Consider the following 15,134-nt stretch of genomic DNA (forward strand, 5'->3'; position numbering starts at 1 on the left):
CTTTTCAAGTAAGGTGCTGTTTAACTGCAAGCGCCATCGGCTCAGTCGCTCCGTCCCGCACTGCGGCGGCCATAGCCTCCTCGGCGGGCGCTTTTCTAATTGCCGTGATTCAAATGCTGATGAAAGAGCTTCCAGAGGAACGGAATGGAAAGGACAGGAGGACAATCAAACGGTTTTCGTTTCATTCCTTTTTATTGGCATATTTTTTGCAATAAAAAACAAATGAATCACTCTAAAAAGGAGGGGAGAAAAGAAGGCGAGGTCAATTGGTGCCGAAATGTCAATGAGGAAACGCATCGCTTTTACCTTTTTCTGCGTGAAACTGTAAGTCGTTGACCGCTGTTGTGTTGGAGACAAACATAGGGGGTGCTGAGGAAATGTGGAGTATGATCGGTCTCATTGGGGGATTGGCTTTATTAATTTATTTGACCATGAGAGGGATGAATTTATTTATTGCCGCGCCGTTATGCGCCCTTTTAGTGGCGGTGCTGGGCGGATTGGCCCTTTTCCCGCAGCAGGTTGGCGAGGGGGAGGCCAGCTTTGTCGGAAATTATATGGCAGGATTTTCCAGTTTTATTCAATCGTGGTATTTAATGTTTTTACTTGGCGCCATTTTTGGAAAAGTCATGGAGGATAGCGGAGCGGCAGAAAGTGTAGCACAATGGATTGTCGCAAAGCTTGGCATGAAGCGAACGGTTTTGGCGGTTGTAATTGCCTGCGCCGTACTGACATACGGCGGTGTCAGCCTATTTGTCGTAGCGTTTTCCGTTTATCCGATGGCTGTCAGTTTATTTAAACAAGCGAATTTGCCGCGGCGTTTTATTCCGGGGGCATTAGCGTTTGGGTCCGTGACGTTTTCGATGACATCAGCTGGTTCGCCGGAAATTCAAAACTGGATTCCCATTGAGTATTTAAAAACATCGCCGTATGCAGGTTGGGAAGTTAGCATCATTGTCTCCATTTTCATGGCGATTTTCGGGTATTGGTGGTTAAAGCGCATGGTGATGAAAGCGGTTGCAAAAGGAGAGAAATTTGTAGCAAGAGAGGGAGATCCACTGGACGGTACAAGGGAATTGCCGCCTCCTATTTTGGGGTTTATTCCGCTTCTTGTCGTGTTGGTAATTGCTTTTGTTTTCCATCATTCGTTGCAGCAATCGGCATTAATCGTGGCGCTTCTTGGCGGAGTCATTGCGGTATATGCTCTCAATCGCCGCTATTTCCAAAACTTTAGCGGGGCTGTTTCTGAGGGAACTTTAGGCGCATTGATCGCGCTTGGAAATACGGCGGCCGTCGTCGGTTTTGGCGGTGTGGCGAAAGCCGTTCCAGCGTTTACGGATGCCGTGCACGCGATTACCAGTATTCCAGGCAGTCCATTAATTGGCAGCGCTATTGCTGTCAGTGTCATCGCTGGCCTAACCGGCTCGTCATCAGGAGGTCAGGCTATTGCTCTTCCGTTGCTCGCTCCGCATTATTTGGATATGGGAGTCCATCCTGAAGCGCTGCATCGGGTGGTCGCGATTTCGTCAGGAGCTTTGGATTCTTTGCCGCATAATGGCTATGTCGTGACAACGATTCGAGCGATTTGCGGTGAAACGCACCGCGAGGCATATGGCGCGGTTGGGGCTTTAACGGTTATTGTACCTGCTCTTGGGACGATTCTTGCGATTATTCTTTTCTCATTAGGACTAGGGATATGAACGAGGAGGAATGAAAAATGGTAGACGATCAAGTATTGTTCATAACAGGAGCGGCGCAAGGAATCGGCTTTGAAATCGCCAAATGCTTTGCTGAGCATGGCACGAAAGTCGTTCTTAGTGATATCAATGAAAGGGCTGTCCAAAAAGCAGCCGAATCGTTATGTGCACAAGGCTGGGATGCATGGGGACTGAAGTGTGATGTAACAAAAGAAGAGGAAATCAAACAAATGTTGGCTCAAACTGTTTCTCGTTATGGCCGGATTGACATTTTAGTGAATAACGCTGGGCTGCAGCATGTGGCGCCGATTGAAGAATTTCCTTCCGAATCGTTTGAAAAACTGATTCGCGTCATGCTTATTGCGCCGTTTTTGGCGATAAAGCATGTATTTCCCATCATGAAGCAGCAGCGTTATGGCCGGATTATCAATATGGCCTCGATTAACGGTTTGGTCGGCTTTGCCGGCAAAGCGGCGTATAATAGCGCGAAACATGGGGTCATTGGCCTAACCAAAGTAGCTGCTCTAGAAGGAGCCGCTCATGGTATTACAGTGAACGCTTTATGCCCGGGATATGTCGATACGCCGCTTGTACGCAACCAGCTGGCCGATTTGGCCGCAACACGCCGCGTGCCGCTTGAGCATGTATTAGAGGAAGTCATTTATCCGCTTGTGCCGCAGCAGCGCCTGCTGTCAACGAAAGAAGTGGCCGATTATGCGCTCTTTTTAGCAAGCGAAAAAGCAAAGGGAATTACCGGGCAGGCCGTTGTGATCGATGGAGGATATACCGCGCAGTAAAAAAAAGCTTGCAAATTATCAGAAAATCATGTAAATTGATAGAAAATCAGAAAATTCCATATCGTCGTTCATTCTTATCAAGAGAAGCGGAGGGAACTGGCCCAGTGAAGCTTCAGCAACCAGCCGATATCGGTCAGGTGCTAAATCCAGCGAATTGGTTTCAATTCGAAAGATAAGAAGAAGCGCTTTTGTTGATCTGTAAAAGTCTTCTTCTTAAAGAAGGCTTTTTTTATTGGAGGAAAGGAAGGAGAAAAAAGGATGGAAAAAGTAGAAACCTTACTGGCGCAGATTGGCAACAGAAGCGAGAAGCTGACAGGAACCGTCAATCCGCCTGTCTATTTTTCCACCGCTTATCGCCATGAGGGAATTGGTCAATCAACAGGATTTGATTACATCCGTACCGGAAACCCGACGCGCAAAATTGTAGAAGAAGCCATTGCTAAACTGGAGGGAGGAGATCAAGGGTATGCATTCAGTTCGGGAATGGCGGCGATTCAGACGGTGCTTTCCCTGTTTGAAAGCGGTGATGAATTTTTAGTGTCTGCCGATTTATATGGAGGAACGTATCGGCTATTTGAAAGAGGCTGGAGAAAGTACGGCTTAGCGTTTCATTATGTTGACTTTCGCGACATACAATTAGTGGAGAAATCGATTTCGAAAAACACAAAGGCGATTTTTTTAGAAACGCCGACAAACCCGCTTATGCAGGAGACAGACATCGACGAGGTGGCGAAACTGGCCAAACGCCACGGGCTGCTTTTGATTGTGGATAATACGTTTTATACGCCTGTGATCCAGCAGCCGATTCGCCACGGAGCGGATCTCGTCATCCATAGCGCAACAAAATATTTAGGAGGTCATAATGATGTGCTCGCTGGTCTCGTCGTCGCAAAGGGTGAGCCTCTTTGTCAACGGCTGGCCGAGTATCACAACGCAATCGGCGCGGTCCTGTCGCCATTTGATTCATGGCTGTTGATTCGCGGCATGAAAACACTGGCGCTGCGAATGAGGCAACATGAAGAAAATGCGCGGAGAATCAGCGAATTTTTGGCATCACACGAAGCGGTCACGGATGTGCTGTATCCAAGAAGAGGAGGCATGCTGTCCTTTCGCCTGCGTGAAGAGCGGTGGGTCAACCGCTTTTTGCAAAGCTTAAACGTCATTACATTCGCTGAAAGCTTAGGAGGAGTTGAAAGTTTTATTACATACCCGGCGACGCAAACGCATGCCGATATCCCTGAAGAGATTCGGATTGCCAATGGGGTATGCAACCGCTTATTGCGCTTTTCTGTAGGCATTGAGCATGTGGAGGATTTAATCGCTGATTTGTCGCAGGCCTTGGAAAATATGAAAGAGGTGTAGCGCAATGGAAAAATCATTTTCATTTCAAACCAACTTATTGCATAACAAATGGAAAGTGGATGAGCAGACAGGAGCGGTCAGCGTGCCCATTCAGCACGCTTCGACGTTCCATCAAGCGGATTTTGATGTGTTTGGAAAGTATGATTATAGCCGATCTGGAAATCCGACGCGCGAGGCGCTTGAAGAGACGATAGCGGAGCTGGAAGGAGGAATCCGCGGCTTTGCCTTCTCTTCGGGAATGGCGGCGATTTCGACCGCGTTTTTGTTGCTTTCCAAAGGGGATCATGTGCTCGTGACCGAAGATGTATACGGCGGAACGTACCGAATGATTACCGAAGTATTAAGCCGTTTTGGCATCGAGTACACGTTTGTCGATATGACGGATTTGCATGCAGTCGCTTCCCACATCCGGCCAAATACAAAAGTGATTTATGTAGAAACCCCTTCCAACCCGCTATTAAAAATTACGGATATTCGCGGCATTGTGAAGCTGGCAAAAGCGAACGGTTGTTTAACCTTTTTAGACAATACGTTTATGACTCCGGCATTGCAGCGGCCGCTTGAGCTCGGCGTCGATGTTGTGTTGCATAGCGCGACAAAATTTTTATCAGGACATAGCGATGTGGTGGCCGGGTTAGCGGTTGTCAAAGATCGCGGGCTGGCCGAGCGGCTGTATAAGCTGCAAAATGCCTTTGGCGCCATATTGGGAGTGCAAGATGCTTGGCTCGTTCTGCGCGGCTTAAAAACCCTTCACGTCCGTTTACAGCAATCAAGCCAATCGGCGCTGAAAATCGCTTCGTTTTTAGCGAAGCACCCAAAGGTAGAGGAAGTGTACTATCCAGGACTTTCTTATCATCCGGGACATTCGGTACAACGGTACCAAGCAGAGGGATTTGGCGCGGTGCTTTCGTTTCGCTTAGCAGATGAAGCGGCCGTCCGTACGTTTGTCAAGCATGTCCAAATTCCGGTGTTTGCCGTCAGCTTAGGAGCGGTCGAATCGATCTTATCGTATCCGGCTAAAATGTCGCATGCGGCGATGCCAAAAGAGGAAAGAGAACAAAGAGGAATTACAGATGGCTTGCTGCGTTTAAGTGTCGGATTGGAGGCCGCAGAAGACTTGATTGCCGACTTTGAACGAGGATTGTCCTATGTCAGCGCGAAAGAAAGCTTGGCTCCATCATTCTAAAAGCCAACGTCCGCTTTTTCTTAGGATAAGAGCATGCTAGAAGATAGCCTCTTTCAATTGAATATGGACCACCGCCTGTGGAAAATAGACCTTTCTAAACATGTGCTGTTGCATGAAGGAAGGTCTATTTTTTATTATTCGGCAGACGACCCATCGTTGTCCCGACCGGAGACAAGCGCAGATGACGATTGTTATAAAATTTACTTATGGTATTTATTGAAAATTATTATTTCACTTATGAAAGAAACCGGGATATGCTGAAGAGGACCATTGGTCAGCGATCTGGACGATCCATTATAAAAAGAGGTGAAGCATCAATGAAAAACGACATCATGGCTGTTTTCAAGCAACCGTCTTCGGATCGCCGTTTGGCTTGGAGATGGATAGGAGGAGTTGCCTTTTCTTTTTTGTTTGCGGCGCTCGGCTTTGCGTTCGCATCCATTCCCGGCTTGGAGCATTTAGGGCCGCTCGCCTGTGCGATTGTGCTGGCCGTTATGTATCGTCACTTTTTTGGCTATCCGGAAGCGCTTCGGTCTGGAATTCAATTTGCCGCCAAACACTTATTAAGGATGGCGATCATTTTGTTTGGCTTCAAGCTGAATATGGCTGTTGTCATTCATCAAGGTTTAGGGCTTCTTCTTCGCGATGCGGCCGTCATCGTTTTTTCCATTTGGATGATGATGTCACTCGGCAAAATCGTCAAAGCGAACGCTTCTTTATCGCTGTTGCTTGGAATTGGAACAGGGGTGTGCGGGGCCGCTGCGATTGCCGCTGTGGCTCCGATTGTAGAGGCGAAGGAAGAAGATACGGCGATATCGGTAGGAATCATTGCGCTGGTTGGGACGGTTTTTTCATTGGCTTATACATTCATTCAGCCATTTCTGCCCGTTTCTCATAAGCATTACGGAATTTGGTGCGGAATCAGCTTGCACGAAATGGCGCATGTGGCGCTAGCCGGTGCGGCGGCCGGACAGGATGCATTAGCTTTTGCATTGCTGGCGAAGCTGGGGAGGGTTCTATTGCTTCTACCGCTCAGCTTGTTATGTATGTATTGGATGAAGCGAAAAAAGAAGAACGCTGACACGAAGGAAAAGAAAATCGAATTTCCTTGGTTTTTACTCGGTTTTATGCTGTTGAGCTTATTTGGCAGCGTCGTTTCTATCCCGAAGCCGCTTTTGAACAGCCTCTCTTCTTTGACTTCTTTTATGCTGACAGCGGCGATGGTAGGCCTCGGCTTAAATGTCAGCCTTCGCGATCTGCGGACAAAAGCGTTGCGCCCGTTGGTTGCAATATGTATCACATCGATTTTGCTATCCTTCCTCTCTTTTTTTGTCGTTTAGCCCATATATAGTTCAGAGGATGGAGCTTATAGCGGAGCGGATTGGCAAGCAGCCGCTCCATATTTTTTCGTTCGAAGGAATGGGCGGGATGTCCTTCTGATCACCCGCCCAAAAAGCTTTTGGTTGCGCCCTGCTCCCGCAAAATATCGATAAACACTTCCATCGCTTTTGTGTAAAACGGCGTCTTTTGCGTAATAAAGGAGAATTGGCGCACAAAAGGTGCATCATCTATATGGATTTGCCGCAAAGAACCAAGCGCCAATTCCTTTCTCACCGTCCATTGTGAAAGAAAGGTAATTCCCAACCCTGCTTCTACCGCTTCTTTGATTAACTGGGTACTGCCAAACTCCATGAGCTGGCGTGGATAACAGTAGGATTTTGCAAATAGCTGATCGGTTGCTTTGCGCGTGCCTGATCCTTTTTCGCGAATGATCCATGTCTCGCGGCAAAGCTCCTCCATTGTCGCCGTTTGCTTTTGAGCGCACGGATGATGGGCGGAGGCGATGATGAACATTTCGTCCTCGGCAAATGGCTCGATATAGACATCTTTCGGTTCAATCTCCATTTCGATAATGCCGATATCTAATTGATGATTGCTTACTAATTCCGTGATTTCATGAGAATTGCCAATAGTGATGGTCGGTTGAATGTCCGGATATTGTGCACGCAATTGTGCTATCAGATGGGGAAGAATATATTCGCCGTAAGTGTAGCTGGCACCGATCGCGAGCGTGCCGCTCGCCCGGTTCATTAAGTCATCAAGCAAATGGTTCATGCGGGTATAAAGCCCCAATATTTCTTTAGCATGATGATAGACAATCTGTCCCGCTTTATTCAGCTTTACATACCTATTTTTTCGCTCGATCAGCTTTGTTCCTGCGAGGCGCTCTAATGCCTGAATGTGCTGGCTTACTGCTGGCTGTGTCATGTGCAGCTCCTCCGCAGCGCGAGTGAAATTTTGTTTTTCAGCGACTTTGACAAACACCTGCAATAATGGGTCCACTTGAGTTCCTCCTATCCGTATCCCGCTTTATGCTTCATCTTATCATGATTTGGCTTGTTTATCATCCGCTTACTTTCCCTGGAAGGTTCACCACTAGAAATCCTCCTTAATATGCTATACATGGAGAAAATCCGTTTTTGTCCTTCATGCCTATAATTTCCTCCTTAGCTGATGAATCGATGCCATCACCCGCAAAAAGAAGATGAAAAAAGCGGTTGTTTCACGAAAAGGGAGACTGTCGATAAAGCTGGTTGGAATATACATTTACAAAGAAACGAATAGAAAAGCGGATCGGTCAAGGCTGTCGCTATAAGGAGTGTTGCTATGACGAAGGTGTTGTATTTGGGATGGGTAGGCTTTCGAAATTTAGGAGACGAATTGTCATGGCGCTTGTTTCAGCGTTTTAGCAAGAAATACGGCCAATATGAAAAAATCGCTTTTTCTCTGCCGCTCGTGTGCGCCGAACAGATCGCTCCTTATGATGTGGTTGTGCTGGGCGGGGGATCGCTGATAAAGCCTGAATATATGCAAATTTTACAACAAGCGACGCAGATGGAAAAAAAGGTGTTAGTGTGGGGAAGCGGAATCGATGGAATTGACAAGCGAGATGTCGATCTTTTGCTCGCCAACGAGCTGCCCGATCTTACAAAATATTTTTCTTCGCAAGATTCATTTGTGCTTAAGCATGCGATGGCCGCAGCTGCTTTTGCCGGGATTCGCGGACCGCTGAGCCAAAAACTGCTTGAAGCGTTAGCTGCCGATCATGACCATATCTATACCGTCAGCGATCCGGCTCTGCTATTGAAAACGAAACGCCCTCGCCAAAAACGAAACGACGAAAAAATCATTGGCATTAATTGGGGAACCACTTATAATCGACTATTCGGCCAAAATGAAGAAATGGTTGAAAATGCTTTAGCCAAAGTAGCAAAAAAGCTGATGAGGCAAGGATATCATATTTATATTTACGCTGTTTGGGACAATGATCGGGCAGCGTGCAAGCGGCTTTATGATAAAATCAGCTGCCCGTACCGCGTTGTTTGGGATCAAAAGCTCTATTCAGAAAAACAGCTGATTCGGCTTTTATCCCGTTTTTCGGCCACGATTAATTTAAAGTTGCATGCCAATTTGCTTTCATTGGCTGCCAGCGTGCCGCCGGTGCTGCTCGGTTATCGCTTTAAAGTATTTGATTGTGCCGCTTCGCTCGGTTTGGAGCGATATGTCGTATCGACCGATGCGGTAGAATTGGAAGAGGAGCTTTTGCAAAAGCTGGAGCTAGTGAACCGAAACCGTCAGCACATCGTCCATCAGTATAGCGATTACAGAAGCTTTTACCGGCCGCTGCTTATGGAGCCTTTTCAAAAGGAGCTGTTTTTCTGAATCCGAGTGAAAAAACAAAATCACTCGCGGTTCGATGGCTGTGCCGGCTTGTTGAAAAGGGCAGCAAACACAAACAGCCTTTCCTTGCGCCGGAGCGGGGAAAGGCTGTTTAGGCAGATTCCGAATAAAAAATCCTATTAGATGATATCATCAAGACGTTCCTTTTGCAGCTGGCGATTGACAAGTTCATCAAGCTGCTTAATTTTTTTCAATGCGAGCGCATCATCGATTTGCCGGTAATGGTGCTTGCCGCCTGGTTCTTCATCCGCCTCATCCGCCAGCTTGATAATGGTCTGCAGCGGTTTGCGTTTAAATTCGCCTTCAGGCAAATAAGAATCGGTATGCAGTAGAATCGCCAAAGCGATCTCCTTGGCATTTTGCGGATGCTCGCCCAAGCGAATGAGCAGTTTATGGGCACGCTCGGCACCTTTGATCGCATGTATATCGTTTTGTTTATATTGTTCGTAATCCCATGTTCCGTTGGAGTACCACTCATAGTGGCCCATATCGTGCAGCAGCCCGGCCTTCGTCGCCAAGTCAGCGCTGACGCCATGCTGAATAGCGAGGCGATACGCATGATACGCCGTAGCAATCGCATGAGCGATGCCAGACCGCTTCAAATACTTTTGCGCAACCGGATGGACAAACACGTCTGTTAACGTGACGTATCTCATAAGCTTCCCTCCGTCCGAAATATTTCTTCCTATCATAACACATTCCACAAAATAACGGCAATGGGAAGATATCACGGATTGATGCGAAAGCATGTCAAAAAACCTCACACAACCACTCCACCAAAATGCCCTATCCATTTTTTTTAAAAAATATTTGACAAACCCCATGCGCGTTTATATAATAAGATATGTGTTCGATAGAGCACTGCAACAACATACGATTCCGTAGCTCAGCTGGGAGAGCGCTACCTTGACAGGGTAGAGGTCGCTGGTTCGAGCCCAGTCGGAATCATCGTAATAAGAAACCGTAAATTCTTGATCTATCAAGGATTTATGGTTTCTTAATATACTCTAATTCTGCTTATCTAGTCATAAAATGGTCGAAATAATATAAGAAATTAACTGAATACCAGATATAGCAACTATATGGAACGAACAGGCGCATGATGATGCGTCTTTTTGTTTTTCTAAATAGTTGCATTTTATGTTTATTTTTCCTTTCACCTTGATACCAAAAAAACAATAAAAACGCCTTTGAAAGCATAATAGAAGAAGAAAATCCCTTAGGAACAGGGAATGACCAAGATGGAAACATGCTAAGTATTGATGATGTAATACTTGCTGGGATTGCTAATAATGAAAGTTCACATCTTTGATGGACCAGATTATGCATTCAAAGAAATCATTAGCAAACACGAAGGTTATGCAACAATATATGCTACAAGTTGTTGAGGGCGCGGTTATCAGCTGCACTTTGTTGCAAAGGGGGATGCCAGGGAGATTTAATCAATCTGTAACGATTTATTACATTTTAATAAATAAAATTGACGATAATAAAATAAAATGTAATAATAAGTTACAAAGGGAGGATGAACATGACACCTAATCCATTTGTGTATATGGGTAGCCAAATTCGAATGCTTCGCGAAAATGCAAATTTATCCCAAAGTGAATTGGCAGATTTGTTGAAGGAGCATGGTATTCATTTAAAAAGAGAAACGATTAGCAAAATGGAAAACGGGAACCGCTCGATTTCGGTTGCCGAGCTTCGCGCTTTAGCCTCCATTTTTCATGTGAGCGTGGACATCTTTTTCGAAGATGCGGAAGAGGAAAAGTCTCTTGTAACTCTTTTCAGAAAAAAGAAACCGCTTTCAATAGAAGAGGAAGCTTTTTTAGACTCTATTTATGCAATGGTTTCTTCGCTGATAGGGCAGGAGAAATTGTATAAGGAGCGCAAACAATTTGTTCCGATGGAACCGTTTTGGAAGGGGATGGAAAGGAAGTGATCGACGAAAAAGAGATGCTTAGGCTTGAGATAAAGGAAAAAGCGGATGAACTACGATACAGATTTGCGAAAAAAGGAATGACTGACATATTTGATATTGTCGACGACATCGCCATTCTTATTCGCCAGCCTTTTGAAGATCAGGATGGGAACAAATTTTCAGGTTTTTCTTCATACATTGAAGGCCATTTTGTTGTTTATCTCAATACGATGTTTTCACTAGGACATGAACGTTTTACAGCTGCTCACGAGTTATATCATTTGATGTTTGATAAAGAATCGCTCATGAGAGAAGGGCTAATGTTTGACGAGCATAGTGAAACAAAAGCGAATTTGTTTGCCGCAGAATTTCTCATGCCGGAAGAGGGGGTCAAAGAGTTTTTTTACAAGCGATGTACAACCCCCCTCATTGAAGAAAAACATATTGTTCGCATCCAACAACATTTTAAGGTCAGTTACAGTGCGATGCTTCGCAGATTGAAGGAATTGCGGCTTATTAGCGAACCGCAATATGAAAAACTAAAACCAATTTGTGAACTTGAACGCGCAGAAGAATTAAAGCAATTAACGATTCATGAAGGGTATGAGCCGACACTTCTACTACCTTCATACAAAAAAACGATACCAGATCGGTTCCTTGAGATCATTATTGATAACTATGTGCAAGGTAGAATCTCTTACGGCAAATTCGCCACGCTCCTTTCCTTTATTGATAAGACCCCTCAAGACTTGGGATATGCACCACCGGAGGTATAAAGGTGTCTATTTTTAGAAAGTGGGAAGTTTCCATTTCCGATACCGATATTTTGATTCATTTGCACAAAGCAGACTGTTTGCATGTGCTCGATTTGTTATTTGATAAAGTATGATCCCGAAGCGAATTGAACGGGAGTTGCAGAGAAAAGGGAAGGAGACCATTTTTCAAATTAGAAAAGCAATAAGCAGCGGCTCGCATACCATTTTCGAGATTGTCGATAAAGACCAAGACAGGTTGTTAAAACGGCAAGTTGATAACCATTTCCATCGTTTTATCGACTATATTAATGCTGGCGAGGCCGAGTGTTGTGGTTACGCGGCGGCGCTTGGCGTCCCGATCATTATATCTGACAATACATCAGATCATCAAATTATGGAACAAGAGTTTATCGTTTTGACTTTCAGAGATGTATTGGCACTAGCTGTTTTTTTCGGACTTTTGCCAAAAGCCGATGCGGAAAGCTATTATAATAAAATAAATGATCATCTGACGTATCGTTCGAGATATACATTTGACGAAAGCTACGATAAGTCTATTTTCCGCATTCGTGAAAAAGGATGGCATGTGTTTTTAGGATTAAAATGAGAGTCTTTTGACGGCTCTCATTTGTTGTTTTATGCCATAAAAAAACCTATAAGCTTCACTGCACCCTCATGATATAATGAAAATTGGAAATGACAAGGAGGTACTGATGTTAGTCTAAAAATTGGACACGGAGAACAGGGAGATGATAATAAGCTTAATGACAATCGGTTCGAGGTGTCCAATCATGAAAAAGAGAACATTTGATCAAGAATACAAGATTCAAGCCGTTGAGTTATGCTTGGAGGGGGACAAGTCCATCGACCAAGTGGCAAAAGAGTTAGGATTGGCATACAACACTCTTCACCGTTGGGTCAAAGAATACAAAGAAAGCAATCAAGCTTTGTAGGTTCAGGCAGCATCAAGCCACAAAATCAACAAATCATCGAGCTACGCCGTCGCAATCAAGAGCTGGAAGAGGAATTAGTGATTTTAAAAAAAGGCGTTAGGCATCTTCACCAGAAACCAGAAGTCATTTACGCGTTCATTTTTCAACATCGAAATGAATTTCGTGTGGTGAAGATGTGCCAAGTTCTCGGTGTTTCTAAAAGTGGGTATTATGCATGGCTGAAACGCCCAAAAAGCAACCAAAAAGAGAAAAAAGAACAACTGACCCAACAGATTCGGAATGAGTATCTCAAGTCACGCAAGATTTACGGAAGTCCGAAAATGACGCAAGAACTACGCAAACAAGGGATTTGTGTGTCTCAAAAGACAGTCGCTCGTATCATGAGTGAAGAAGGATTGAGATCGATTACGGTGCATAAATACAAGGCAACGACCAATAGTAATCACCCTTACAACGTGTATGCGAATCTGTTAGACCAGAACTTCCAAGCAACGGCTCCCAATGAAGGATGGATGGCCGATATCACGTACATTCCTACCGACGAAGGATGGTTGTATTTAGCGAGTATCATGGATTGATATACACGAAAGATCGTAGGTTGGTATATCGATAATCGAATGACCAAAGAGTTCGTCATCAAAGCGTTACAGCGAGCGTTAAACAGCGAGAAACCAACAGGAAGAGTGATTCACCACTCGGATCGTGGAAGCCAGTATGCGTCGAATGATGATCAACAACTGTTACAAGAGCAGCATTTTCAAGTCAGTATGTCGAGACGTGGAAACGGTTACGACAACGCTTGTATGGAGTCGTTTCATAGCTTAATCAAGAAAGAACGCATTGATCCCAATCGATTCCGTACGCGAAAAGAAGCGAAACAAGCCATTTTTGAGTACATTGAATGCTTCTACAACCGAAAAAGGAGTCATTCCGCTCTTGAATATGTATCGCCATGTGAATTTGAGGCTGCTTACTACGCTAACCAGAGAAAAGTAGCTGCCTAAGTTCAGCTATTTCTCTCTGTTTAACGTGTCCATTTTCTTGACATAATACCAGATTTTAAGGAGGAATTAGATAAAGCAAAAAATGGAGAAAGTCCGAATAATATATCAGCAATTATAAAATATAGTTTAGAAGATGGTGTAACAGCCTTATGGATGGGGGATTTAGAGACAGATTTTATGGAAAAAATCAAAGATGAAGTCGAATGGCCAGAGGTAGATATATTATTTGCTCCCCATCACGGAAGAGAAAGTGGAAAAGTTCCCAAGGAAATACTTGATCAACTGAACCCGAAAATTATCATCATCGGTGAAGCTCCATCAGAACATCTAAATTATTATCAGGGCTATAACACAATAACTCAAAATTCGGCAGGAGATATTATCTTTGAATGTGTAACTAAAAAGGTTCATATTTACGTATCAAGCGATAAATATCAAGTTGATTTTTTGGACAAAGAAAATGTTAGCAACTTTGATAAGTATAACTATATTGGTACGTTAAATTTGTAATCAAAAAACGTCCGTTTTAAGTATACTAATGATTTAGAGGATACTATGTTCATCATAAGAGCATATATCCTCTTTTTTTATAACATGAATGGTTATTTACGCGTATGTGTTTATGACGATCATTTAGGAATGGCTAGGATTAGAAGGTGTTGTCATTCATATCACAATGATGGAAGTCACCAAGCCCGTATTTATTTACTTAGGCATTCCGTTTATTGGTGGATGATCACGCGCTTTGTCTTGGTGAAAGCAAGGGGCAGACAATGGAATCAGCCCGATTACATTGATTTCTTTGTTATTTACAATTATCGTCATGTTCTCATTGAAAGAAGATGTAATCGTCAGCTTGCCATTGGATGTGGTGAGAGTTGCCATTCCATTGTTCATTTACTTTGTGTTGATGTGTATCGGATCGATGTGTATACGCAGGGGTAGGAGAGGTGAGTGTGTATATCCGAAATGAGAGTCAAGGAAAAGGAATTGGTAAACAACTCTTACAGGCGATGATTCAAGAATCAGAGGCAAAAGGATTTTGGACGTTAAATGCCGGATTTTTTCCTGAGAACATCTCAAGTTTGCGCTTACACTAAAGCCTTAGATTCCGTGAAGTGGGGATCAGACAACGTATCGGAAAGTTAAATGATGTCTGGCGTTATGTCGTACTACTTGAACGTCGAAGTCAAATTGTTTGCATCGATTGATTGGCACCTGATTTTAGGTTGGTGTATATCAGTGACAGAATGATTTCGTTAATTAATTCTGTCACTGAGATTTTTAATCATTTTATCGATACATAATTGTGTCAATTAAATAACAGAAATGTATATCTATAAACACGATATTATGTAAGAAATTTGTTTATCCATACATAATGTTGTCATTAATCCATACACAATTATGTCAATGTACAACCGAATACAAGAATCAGCAATCTGTTTTAGCGTATAAACTTTGATAAATCGTATAAAAAAATGATAATTGTATTCAAAAATAATTGAGCTAATAATATATAAATATTAGCGCATGTGCTCTTATTTGTCTAGATAAAAAATAGAAAAGAAGGAATCAAATATTAAATATCTAATATCAGTAGCGTTGCATAAAAAATAAAAATATTTTATACAGAATTTTCTGGATAAAATATTTTATGATAAACGAAAAACAAGGCAGTAACCAACTAAAGGTGATCACTATCCATTTGGTAATAAATG

The 15,134-nt window shown here is 43.7% G+C and carries 13 protein-coding genes, 1 tRNA gene, 2 pseudogenes and 1 riboswitch; of the genes and pseudogenes, 14 read left to right on the forward strand and 2 right to left on the reverse strand.

Annotation, left to right across the window (positions count from 1 at the left end):
• The first annotated feature begins 377 nt into the window (after positions 1-377).
• From AT864_RS08815 to AT864_RS08835, 5 genes are all read left to right on the forward strand, one after another.
• Positions 378-1,697, forward strand: coding sequence for a GntP family permease (locus AT864_RS08815; RefSeq protein ID WP_044744189.1), 1,320 nt, complete (start codon positions 378-380; stop codon positions 1,695-1,697).
• Between the two features lie 17 nt (positions 1,698-1,714).
• The gene (locus AT864_RS08820) at positions 1,715-2,491 is read left to right on the forward strand and encodes a 3-hydroxybutyrate dehydrogenase (RefSeq protein ID WP_044744190.1); all 777 of its coding nucleotides are present in this window, start codon (positions 1,715-1,717) and stop codon (positions 2,489-2,491) included.
• Between the two features lie 71 nt (positions 2,492-2,562).
• A riboswitch (SAM riboswitch) is annotated at positions 2,563-2,670 on the forward strand.
• A 79-nt stretch (positions 2,671-2,749) separates the two neighbouring features.
• A complete protein-coding gene (locus AT864_RS08825) occupies positions 2,750-3,853 on the forward strand; it encodes a methionine biosynthesis PLP-dependent protein (RefSeq protein ID WP_044744191.1) in 1,104 nt (367 codons plus the stop codon).
• Between the two features lie 4 nt (positions 3,854-3,857).
• Positions 3,858-5,039, forward strand: a complete 1,182-nt coding sequence (gene metC / locus AT864_RS08830; RefSeq protein ID WP_044744192.1) for a cystathionine beta-lyase — start codon at positions 3,858-3,860, stop codon at positions 5,037-5,039.
• A 332-nt stretch (positions 5,040-5,371) separates the two neighbouring features.
• The gene (locus AT864_RS08835) at positions 5,372-6,379 is read left to right on the forward strand and encodes a YeiH family protein (protein ID WP_044744202.1); all 1,008 of its coding nucleotides are present in this window, start codon (positions 5,372-5,374) and stop codon (positions 6,377-6,379) included.
• A 100-nt stretch (positions 6,380-6,479) separates the two neighbouring features.
• Here the strand turns inward: AT864_RS08835 and AT864_RS08840 are convergent, their stop codons facing one another.
• Positions 6,480-7,382: a LysR family transcriptional regulator gene (locus tag AT864_RS08840; RefSeq protein ID WP_044744194.1), complete on the reverse strand. Its 903-nt coding sequence runs from the start codon at positions 7,380-7,382 to the stop codon at positions 6,480-6,482.
• A gap of 324 nt (positions 7,383-7,706) precedes the next feature.
• Between AT864_RS08840 and AT864_RS08845 the strand changes: the two genes are divergently transcribed.
• Positions 7,707-8,762, forward strand: a complete 1,056-nt coding sequence (locus AT864_RS08845; RefSeq protein ID WP_044744195.1) for a polysaccharide pyruvyl transferase family protein — start codon at positions 7,707-7,709, stop codon at positions 8,760-8,762.
• 137 nt (positions 8,763-8,899) lie between these two features.
• On the opposite strand, the gene AT864_RS08850 is transcribed toward AT864_RS08845, so the two are convergent.
• Positions 8,900-9,436, reverse strand: coding sequence for an HD domain-containing protein (locus AT864_RS08850; protein ID WP_066148381.1), 537 nt, complete (start codon positions 9,434-9,436; stop codon positions 8,900-8,902).
• 219 nt (positions 9,437-9,655) lie between these two features.
• On the opposite strand from AT864_RS08850, the gene AT864_RS08855 reads away from it, so the two are divergent.
• The 8 genes and pseudogenes from AT864_RS08855 to AT864_RS18315 all read left to right on the forward strand — a co-directional run bounded on the left by AT864_RS08855 (position 9,656) and on the right by AT864_RS18315 (position 14,513).
• Positions 9,656-9,728: transfer RNA gene (locus AT864_RS08855), tRNA-Val, on the forward strand.
• 583 nt (positions 9,729-10,311) lie between these two features.
• Complete coding sequence (locus AT864_RS08865) at positions 10,312-10,722, forward strand: helix-turn-helix domain-containing protein (protein WP_066148348.1); 411 nt, start codon at positions 10,312-10,314, stop codon at positions 10,720-10,722.
• Positions 10,719-11,477, forward strand: coding sequence for an ImmA/IrrE family metallo-endopeptidase (locus AT864_RS08870; protein WP_066148350.1), 759 nt, complete (start codon positions 10,719-10,721; stop codon positions 11,475-11,477). Before AT864_RS08865 ends, AT864_RS08870 begins: the two co-directional genes overlap by 4 nt.
• A 109-nt stretch (positions 11,478-11,586) precedes the next feature.
• Positions 11,587-12,063: a hypothetical protein gene (locus AT864_RS08875; protein ID WP_066148351.1), complete on the forward strand. Its 477-nt coding sequence runs from the start codon at positions 11,587-11,589 to the stop codon at positions 12,061-12,063.
• Between the two features lie 184 nt (positions 12,064-12,247).
• Positions 12,248-13,413, forward strand: a pseudogene (locus AT864_RS08885) (IS3 family transposase).
• A 177-nt stretch (positions 13,414-13,590) separates the two neighbouring features.
• Positions 13,591-13,923, forward strand: a complete 333-nt coding sequence (locus tag AT864_RS08890) for a hypothetical protein (protein WP_049756994.1) — start codon at positions 13,591-13,593, stop codon at positions 13,921-13,923.
• A gap of 94 nt (positions 13,924-14,017) precedes the next feature.
• Positions 14,018-14,380 (forward strand): annotated as a pseudogene (locus AT864_RS17550) (arsenic resistance protein); the annotation flags it as partial.
• On the forward strand, positions 14,370-14,513 hold the full coding sequence (locus tag AT864_RS18315) for an N-acetyltransferase family protein (protein WP_369815514.1): 144 nt from the start codon (positions 14,370-14,372) through the stop codon (positions 14,511-14,513). The pseudogene AT864_RS17550 and the gene AT864_RS18315, both read left to right, overlap by 11 nt.
• Positions 14,514-15,134 lie beyond the last annotated feature (621 nt).

Source organism: Anoxybacillus sp. P3H1B (assembly GCF_001560855.1).
GTDB lineage: Bacteria > Bacillota > Bacilli > Bacillales > Anoxybacillaceae > Anoxybacteroides > Anoxybacteroides rupiense.

Excerpts from the sequence above, each read along its gene's own strand:
- AT864_RS08815 (WP_044744189.1), top strand. The coding sequence starts at position 378 with ATGTGGAGTATGATCGGTCTCATTGGGGGATTGGCTTTATTAATTTAT.
- AT864_RS08820 (WP_044744190.1), top strand. The coding sequence starts at position 1,715 with ATGGTAGACGATCAAGTATTGTTCATAACAGGAGCGGCGCAAGGAATC.
- AT864_RS08825 (WP_044744191.1), top strand. The coding sequence starts at position 2,750 with ATGGAAAAAGTAGAAACCTTACTGGCGCAGATTGGCAACAGAAGCGAG.
- metC (WP_044744192.1), top strand. The coding sequence starts at position 3,858 with ATGGAAAAATCATTTTCATTTCAAACCAACTTATTGCATAACAAATGG.
- AT864_RS08835 (WP_044744202.1), top strand. The coding sequence starts at position 5,372 with ATGGCTGTTTTCAAGCAACCGTCTTCGGATCGCCGTTTGGCTTGGAGA.
- AT864_RS08845 (WP_044744195.1), top strand. The coding sequence starts at position 7,707 with ATGACGAAGGTGTTGTATTTGGGATGGGTAGGCTTTCGAAATTTAGGA.
- AT864_RS08850 (WP_066148381.1), bottom strand. The coding sequence starts at position 9,436 with ATGAGATACGTCACGTTAACAGACGTGTTTGTCCATCCGGTTGCGCAA.
- AT864_RS08865 (WP_066148348.1), top strand. The coding sequence starts at position 10,312 with ATGACACCTAATCCATTTGTGTATATGGGTAGCCAAATTCGAATGCTT.
- AT864_RS08875 (WP_066148351.1), top strand. The coding sequence starts at position 11,587 with ATGATCCCGAAGCGAATTGAACGGGAGTTGCAGAGAAAAGGGAAGGAG.
- AT864_RS08890 (WP_049756994.1), top strand. The coding sequence starts at position 13,591 with ATGGAAAAAATCAAAGATGAAGTCGAATGGCCAGAGGTAGATATATTA.